The sequence below is a fragment of the Stenotrophomonas sp. S49 genome (assembly GCF_016624905.1).
In the GTDB taxonomy this organism is placed as follows: domain Bacteria; phylum Pseudomonadota; class Gammaproteobacteria; order Xanthomonadales; family Xanthomonadaceae; genus Stenotrophomonas.
The window spans coordinates 19,747-27,542 of record NZ_JACVUD010000057.1; the positions used below are offsets into that span (position 1 = coordinate 19,747).

Annotated in this window: 8 protein-coding genes; 1 reads left to right on the top strand and 7 read right to left on the bottom strand. The window is 67.5% G+C overall.

The genetic code is table 11. The features are described 5' to 3' along the window. Positions 1–17 precede the first annotated feature (17 nt). Positions 18–440, bottom strand: a complete 423-nt coding sequence (locus tag IAE58_RS12965) for a response regulator (protein WP_108750836.1) — start codon at positions 438–440, stop codon at positions 18–20. A gap of 81 nt (positions 441–521) precedes the next feature. Continuing rightward, positions 522–1,292, bottom strand: a complete 771-nt coding sequence (locus IAE58_RS12970; protein WP_199933457.1) for a CPBP family intramembrane glutamic endopeptidase — start codon at positions 1,290–1,292, stop codon at positions 522–524. A 147-nt stretch (positions 1,293–1,439) separates the two neighbouring features. Here IAE58_RS12970 and IAE58_RS12975 point away from each other — a divergent pair, with 147 nt between their 5' ends. Further along, complete coding sequence (locus IAE58_RS12975) at positions 1,440–1,760, top strand: zf-TFIIB domain-containing protein (RefSeq protein ID WP_199933458.1); 321 nt, start codon at positions 1,440–1,442, stop codon at positions 1,758–1,760. A 105-nt stretch (positions 1,761–1,865) separates the two neighbouring features. Here IAE58_RS12975 and IAE58_RS12980 read toward each other — a convergent pair whose 3' ends face one another. From IAE58_RS12980 to recQ, 5 genes are all read right to left on the bottom strand, one after another. After that, positions 1,866–2,378, bottom strand: a complete 513-nt coding sequence (locus IAE58_RS12980) for a GNAT family N-acetyltransferase (RefSeq protein ID WP_199933466.1) — start codon at positions 2,376–2,378, stop codon at positions 1,866–1,868. Between the two features lie 68 nt (positions 2,379–2,446). Beyond that, on the bottom strand, positions 2,447–3,352 hold the full coding sequence (locus IAE58_RS12985; RefSeq protein ID WP_199933459.1) for a copper resistance protein B: 906 nt from the start codon (positions 3,350–3,352) through the stop codon (positions 2,447–2,449). Continuing rightward, complete coding sequence (locus tag IAE58_RS12990) at positions 3,349–5,136, bottom strand: copper resistance system multicopper oxidase (protein WP_199933460.1); 1,788 nt, start codon at positions 5,134–5,136, stop codon at positions 3,349–3,351. Before IAE58_RS12990 ends, IAE58_RS12985 begins: the two co-directional genes overlap by 4 nt. Positions 5,137–5,210: 74 nt before the next feature. Then, positions 5,211–5,588 carry a CopL family metal-binding regulatory protein gene (locus IAE58_RS12995; RefSeq protein ID WP_199933461.1) on the bottom strand — a complete coding sequence of 126 codons (378 nt, stop codon included), beginning with the start codon at positions 5,586–5,588 and terminating at the stop codon, positions 5,211–5,213. Between the two features lie 236 nt (positions 5,589–5,824). Beyond that, entirely contained in the window at positions 5,825–7,630 is a 1,806-nt protein-coding gene (recQ, locus tag IAE58_RS13000) for a DNA helicase RecQ (RefSeq protein WP_199933462.1), read from the bottom strand. Positions 7,631–7,796: the final 166 nt, after the last annotated feature.

The following is a 7,796-nucleotide window of genomic DNA, read 5'->3' on the forward strand; positions in this document are numbered from 1 at the left end:
ATGCGTGGATGAATGCCTTACGCCGCCTGCGCGTCCGGCCCGGTCAATACGCCGGCATCGGCGTGGCGGAAGCACAGCCGGATCGCATCCAGCAGCTCGCTCATGTTGTACGGCTTGGGCAGGAAATGAATGCCCGCGCGCAGCTGCGGCAGCACGCTGTGCTGGTCCATGCCCGAGGTGACCAGGATCGGCAGCTGCGGGTACAGCCCGCGCACCTGGTTGGCGGCCTCGATGCCGCTTACCCGGCCCAGGTTGACGTCGGTGAATAGCAGGTCGAAGCGTTCACCGGCCGCCAGCAGGCCCAGCGCGGCCTCGGCGCTGCTGACGCCCACCACGTGGCAGGCCTGGCTTTCCAGCGCCATGCGGCTCAGCTCGCGGGTTTCTTCGGCATCCTCGATCAGCAGGACGCGCGGTTCAACGTGGCGCTTGGACAGCAACATGACGCGACAACTCCGGACAGCAGCGGTGAAAAGGCGCGCAAGTATGCTCGACCGTAGGGTGATATCCGTGTGCAGGACGGGCTAAGACAACGTTACAGCGCGTCTGCGGCGTGCGTGCAGGCCCAATACGGCCGCGGCCAGCAGGACGGTGCCGATGCGCAGGCTGGTGGCCTGCCAGCCCAGCGCCATCGCATCGTCCAGGCTGAACACATTCCAGGCCAGGTTCATCGAAACGTGCAGGGCCAGACCGCACCACAGGGTGTTGCCGTCCAGATGGTCGAGCCAGGCGAAGATGAACCCGCCGAACGCGATGACCACCCCGACGAACAGAGCCGTGGTGCCGCCCCCGAAACCGCCGAACCCCAGCCAGTGCACCAGCCCGAACAGCAGCGCCTGCGGCAGCGCCAGCACCGCCCAAGGGCCGCGCACGATCTTCACCAGCAGCACGAAGCCGAGGCCACGGAACAGCACTTCCTCGGCCAGCGGAAACAGCACGGCCAGCATCGTGGCGTCCACTGCGGTCAGCGCGGTGTTGGGTGTGCCCAGTGCCGCCAGGCCCAGCCAGCACATGAGACTGGTCAGCAGCACCCAGAGCGGGCCGCGCGCGCCGTTCCAGCGCAGGCCCAGGCTGGCCGCCAGCCCCATGCCACGGGGGCGCAGCAGGGCTGCCAGCAGCAGCGCCACCAGCACCGCCAAGGCGTTGTCGAGCAGGCTGCCGCCATACGGCATGGGCAAGGCGGGGACGGGCAGGCCCGCTGCCGCACTGAGGTCGCGCAGGTTCAGGCCGAGGCCGACGCCCAGCAGCACCAGCAACAGGCGGCCGGCTGCGGGCAGGTGGGAAGCGGGGTTCATGCGAGCGCTCCTTGCGGGATGAACCTGCAGTGTGTGTATCCAGCCAGGCGTGCGCGCGCCCCGTAAGTCCCTGTGCCATCGGTCATGTTGCCGAACAGTCATCGATAGACAGGTACAGTCAGGGACAGACTGAAAGGAGCGACGCCGATGCAGTGCCCAGTGTGTACCACCCAGACCCTGCAGATGGCCGAGCGCCATGGCATTGAAATCGACTACTGCCCCAGCTGCCGCGGCGTGTGGCTGGACCGTGGTGAACTGGACAAGATCATCGAGCGGGCCAGCGCTGCTGCGGGCGCTGCGGTGCCGCCGCCGGCACCGGTGCAGGCGCAGCCGCAGGTGGCCGCCCAGGTGGTGCACCGGGATACCCGCCATCTGGGCCAGCGCTATGAAGACAGCCGTGGGCAGCATGGGCAGGGTTACAAGAAAAAGAAGAAGGAAAGCTTCCTGTCGGAGCTGTTTGATTTCTGAGAACGGCAGGTAGAGTCGAGCTTGCTCGACTGCAGGATAAGCAGTCGAGCATGGCTCGACTCTACAAAGAGCGGAAAGGCGAGAAGCAGTCGAGCAAGCTCGACTCTACCGGCGGCGCAGGATGTGTTCGCGGTCGCGGGTGCTGCCGACGATGAAGTCGTACTCGCCGGCTTTTTCGCAGCCGTAGCGCGCGTAGAAGCGCTGGGCGGCGAGGTTTTCTTCCCACACGCCCACCCAGAGGGTGCGGCGTTGCGGCTGGTCCAGCCAGGCGATGAAGGCGTCCATCAGGCGCGCGCCGTGGCCGTGGTTGTGGTGCGCGGCCAGGATGTACAGGCGCTTCAGTTCGATATCACCGTCGCGCGTTTCGGTGTGCGGCAGGGTGTTGGCGCCGGCCGCCAGATAGCCGACCACCTGTTCGCCGTCCAGCAGCAACCAGATGGCGCTGCGCGGGTCGGACAGTTCTTCGCGCTGCGGCGCGAGGCCGTAGTGTTCCTGCAGGAAGACGTCCAGTTCCTGCGGCGGGTACGAGTCGCCCCAGGTTTCGGTATACGTGGCAATGGCAATGGCCGAAAGCGCTTCGGCATCGGCCAGGGTGGCGCGGCGGATCTGCAGGGACATGGCGGTGGCGGTGGTCAAGCGTGGCGCAGTGTAGCCGGCCCCGGCGCGAACCGGGGCCGTGCAGTGCCTTAGAACCACATGCGCACGCCCGCGACCCAGCGCGTGTCGCGCGCGTGGTCGCCGGCATGGTCGGCGGCATCACCGAAGCTGCGCTCGTGGCTGAGGCCGATGTATGGCGCGAAGCGGCGGCTGAACTCATAGCGCAGGCGCAGGCCGGCCTCGACCTTGTTCAGGCCTTGGCCAATACCGTGCTCCGGTTCGTCCTTCGCCGCCAGCGTGGCTTCCACCAGGGGCTGCAGGATCAGCCGGTTGGTCAGCAGTACGTCGTACTCCACTTCGGCCTTGGCCAGCACCTGCCCGCCGGAACCCAGGTACAGCGTGGCCGAGCTCTCGAACTTGTACGGTGCCAGGCCCTGGATGCCGATCGCCGCCCAGGTGCGCGAATCGGCGGGGCGGAAATCCTGGCGGACGCCGACCAGTACGTCCCACCACGGCGAGACGCTGCGGCCGTACAACGCTTCCAGCGACGACGATTCGGTGCGGCTGCCGCTGCGTTCACCATCGCTGCGCAGCCACAGGCGGTTGATGTCGCCGCCGATCCAGCCGCTGGCTTCCCAGGCCTGGCCCTTGCCGTCCTGGCCATCCCAATGTTCCAGGCGGTCGATCAGCAGCAGGCTGTTGATCTGCGGCGCATGTTCCATCGCATCGTGGTTGATGGGCGGGAAGGCTGCCGCGCGGTCAGCGTCGGTAGGGACCGGGATGGGTTCACGGGGTTCGTGGGGCGCAGGCATCGCGTGGCCCATCGTGGCGTGGTCCATCTTCGAATGATCCATCTTCGAATGATCCATCTTCGAATGATCGACCGGTGCCGCTGCGGGCATGGCCATGTCATGGCCGGCATGCGACTGCGCGAAGGCGGGCAGGGCAGTGGCCAGGCCCACGGCCAACAGACTGCGGGAGACGAGGCGGCTCATTCTTCGATCCTCACTTCGCGCATCATGCCCGCTTCCATGTGGTACAGCAGATGGCAGTGGTAGGCCCAGCGGCCCAGTGCATCGGCACGGACGCGGTAGCTGCGGCGAGTGCCGGGCGGCATGTCCACGGTGTGCTTGCGCACCTGGAACTCACCGGCGGCGTTTTCCACGTCGCTCCACACACCGTGCAGGTGGATCGGGTGCTGCATCATGGTGTCGTTCACCAGCACGATGCGCATGCGCTCACCGTAGTTCAGCCGCAGTGGTTCAGCACTGGCGAAGGGAACGCCGTCGAACGACCAGGCGAATTTTTCCATGTGCCCGGTCAGGTGCAGCTCGATCTCGCGGCCGGGCTCGCGGCCATCCGGGTCGTCGAACAGGCTGTGCATGGCGCCGTAGGTCAGCACCTGGCGGCCGTTGTCGCGCAGGCCGATGCCGGGGTCATCCAGCTTGAGTTCGGTGGCGCCGCTGCGCATATCCACCAGCGGGCTGGCCAGTTCGCTGGCCGAATGCTTCGGCGCCTTGCTGGCGGTGCCATGCGCGCTGTGGTCCATGTGGGCACCGCAGCCGCCTTCCATGCTTTTCATGGCGGCCATGTCGTGCCCCGACATGTCATGCCCCATGTCACTCATTGTCAGCAGGGGCCGCGGGTCGCGTTGCGGAATCGGCGCCTGCAGGCCATGACGCACGGCCAGGGTGCCGGCGGCAAAGCCGGTGCGGCCCATGTCCTGGCAGAAGATGGTGAAGGCGTCCTGGCCGCTGGGTTCCACCAGCACGTCGTAGGTTTCGGCCGGGGCAATGCGGAATTCATCGATGCTGACCGGGTGGATGTACTGGCCGTCGGCGGCCACCACGGTCATCTTCAGGCCGGGTATGCGCACGTCGAAATAGGTCATCGAGGCGCCGTTGATGAAGCGCAGCAGCACCTTTTCGCCACTGCGGAACAGCCCGGTCCAGTTGCCGGCCGGCGACGTGCCGTTCATCAGGTAGGTGTAGGTGTGCGCATTGACGTCGGAAATGTCGGTGGGGGTCATGCGCATGCGGCCCCACATGCCGCGGTCGGCCAGCGCCGCCGACCAGCCGTCGCGGCGGACGTCGCGCACGAAGTCGGGCAGGGTGCGCTTGTAGTAGTTGTCATGCTCGGCCAGCTTCTTCATGCGCCGGAACAGCGCGCCCGGGTCCATGTCGGTCCAGTCCGACAGCAGGATCACGTGCTCGCGGTCGTGCTGGTAGGGCGCCGGTTCGGCCGGGTCGATGATCAGCGCGCCGTACAGGCCGGCCTGTTCCTGGAACATCGAATGGCTGTGGTACCAGTAGGTGCCCGACTGCTTCAGCTGGAAGTGGTAGTGGTAGGTCTCGCCGGGGCCGATGCCGTTGAAGCTGAGCCCGGGCACGCCGTCCATGTTGGCCGGCAGCAGGATGCCGTGCCAGTGGATGGAGGTGGGGTGGCGGTCCAGCGTGTTGCGCACGAACAGGTCCACGGTCTGGCCTTCGCGCCAGCGCAGGATCGGCGCCGGCAGCGAGCCGTTCACGGTGATCGCCGGGCGGGTGCGGCCGGTGAAGTTGGCCAGCGATTCGCCGATGGCCAGTTCAACGCGGGTGTCGGTGAGCACGGCCGGTGCGCCGGCCAGGCGCGGCGTGGCGCTGGCAGCGGCAAGCGCGCGCTGCGGCACGCCGATGGCGGTGGCGCCAGCGACCACGCCGCCAGCGGCCAGGCCCTGTACGAAAAGGCGGCGCGACGGCATGGGCAGGGCGCCCGGGCCGGGGGGAATACGGGTATTCATGGGTGACTCCGGAACACGGGTACGACCGGCACGGGGCCGGCAGCGAAGCGCGGTGCGCCCGCAGGCGCGTGGAATCAGCCGATGGGAGGGCGTGAGAGGGGCGGCAGGGGCGGCGCGGGCCGCCCGCTGGCGTGTATGGGCGGCGGCGCCAGCGACCAGGCCGGGCCGACCGGCAGGGCCAGCGGCTGCACGGCCAGCAGGGGCTGCTGGGCACAGCTGCGCACGCAGTCCTTCATTTGGCAGTGGCTGTCGTGGGCCGGGGCCTGGGCTTCCGGGGACGGTTCGGCCTGCATGCCCGCATGGTGGTGGCAGTCGGGTTCATCTGCCCCGGTGGCCATGTCATGCGTCATCTGGCCCATCTGCGCGTGCCCACTGGCCATGGCCGCGTTCACCCCGTTAAGCAACAGGCTGAGCATGAGCACGACACGCAGCAGGGTGGAGGCGACGGACATGGGTATCAATCTAACGGCAAGCGGGGTGGGATGCACTTCTGCCTGAATGGATGGTTCAAGGTTGGACCCGGACGAGGGTAGAGTCGAGCTTGCTCGACTGCGCTTGGCGCAGAATCAACAGCAGTCGAGCAAGCTCGACTCTACAAAGGCATGCACCACGGCAGGCGACGCAGCGCACGGGTTGCGGTAGCGCCGGGCCACGCCCGGCGAGCGCGATGCGCGCCAACGCAGAACGCCTAGCCTTCCTCGCGCACGATCTCTACCAGGCGCGGGCCGTAGCGGCTGAGCTTGGTACCGCCGATGCCGCCCACCCGGGCCAGTTCATCCAGCGAGGTCGGGCGCTGTTCGGCAATGTTGCGCAGGGTGCTGTCGTGGAAGATCACGAAGGCCGGCACGTTCTGTTCGCGCGCCAGTTCGGCTCGCAGGCCGCGCAGGGCGTTGAACAGGGCCAGATCCTGCGGCAGCACCGACAGACCGGTGCGCTGCGCGCTGCGCTCGCGGCCTGCGGTGGCGCTGGCGGCATCGCGGCGCATGCTGATCTGGCGGCGCCCGGTCAGCACTGCACGGCTGGCGTCGGTCAGGCGCAGGCCGCCATGGCCCTCGCTGTCCACTTCCAGCAGGCTGGCCGCCACCAGTTGCCGGAACACGCTGCGCCAGGTGCGCGCATCCAGGTCGCGGCCGATGGCGTAGGTGCTCAGCTTGTCGTGGCCCTGCTGCTTGATCTTCTCGTTCTCGCTGCCACGCAGGATATCGATCAGGTGGCCCACGCCGAAGCGCTGGCCGCTGCGGTACACGCAGCTCAGGGCCTTCTGCGCGGCAATGGTGGCGTCCCAGGCGGCCGGCGGGGTCAGGCAGTTGTCACAGTTGCCGCAGGGCTGCGGATAGGTTTCGCCGAAACCGGCCAGCAGCACCTGGCGGCGGCACTGCATGGATTCGCAGTAGCCCAGCAGATGGTCCAGCTTGGACCGTTCCAGCTGCTTGCGCTCTTCGCTGGCTTCGGACTGCTCGATCATCTGCTTGAGCAGCACCACATCGCCCAGGCCGTAGCAGAGCCAGGCCTCGGCGGCCTCGCCATCGCGGCCGGCGCGGCCGGTTTCCTGGTAGTAGCCTTCCATCGATTTGGGCAGGTCGGTATGCGCCACGAAGCGCACATCCGGCTTGTCGATGCCCATGCCGAAGGCGATGGTGGCGCACATGACGATGCCATCCTCGCGCAGGAAGCGGCGTTGGTTGTTGGCGCGTACTTCCGGCGGCAGGCCGGCGTGGTAGGGCAAGGCATTGAAGCCTTGGCTGCAGAGGAATTCGGCGGTTTCTTCCACCTTGCGCCGCGACATGCAGTAGACGATGCCGGCCTCGCTGCGGTGGCCGCGCAGGAAATCGGTCAGCTGCTTGCGCGCGTTGTCCTTCTGCACCACGGTGTAGCGGATGTTGGGGCGGTCGAAGGAGCTGACGAAGTGGCGGGCCTGGGCCAGGTCCAGGCGCTCGGCGATCTCGCGCTGGGTGGGTGGATCGGCGGTGGCGGTCAGGGCAATGCGCGGAATGTCCGGCCAGCGCTCGTGCAGCACGGTCAGCTGGCGGTACTCGGGGCGGAAATCGTGGCCCCACTGCGACACGCAGTGCGCTTCGTCGATGGCGAACAGGGCGATGTGGCTGCGCGAGAGCAGGGACAGGAAGCGGCCGGTCAGCAGGCGCTCGGGGGCGACATAGAGCATGTCCAGTTCGCCGGCCAGCAGTTCGCGTTCCACCCGGGCGGCGGTTTCGCCATCCAGGGTGGAATTCAGGTATTCAGCGCGCACGCCGAGCTGGCGCAGGGCTTCGACCTGGTCCTGCATGAGGGCGATGAGCGGGGAGATGACGATGCCGCAACCGTCACGCAGCAGGGCCGGCACCTGGTAGCAGAGCGACTTGCCGCCGCCGGTGGGCATCAGGACCAGGGCGTCATGGCCGGCAGCCACATGCTCCACGATGTCCTGCTGGGGACCACGGAAATCGTCGTAACCAAAGACGCGTTGGAGCAGATCGTGCGCGGGACGGGAAGCCATCCGCCTAGTTTACCCCGGCGAGGGTGGTAGGGGTTCGGCAGGGCTGCGCCCTGCACCGCTGTAGAGTCGAGCCATGCTCGACTGAAGCAACGTCAAAAGCGGGCTATCCGTGGGTTGGCGGGGCGGTGTCGGATTGCGGGGACGCCGCAAGTACGTCCGTGTAGGC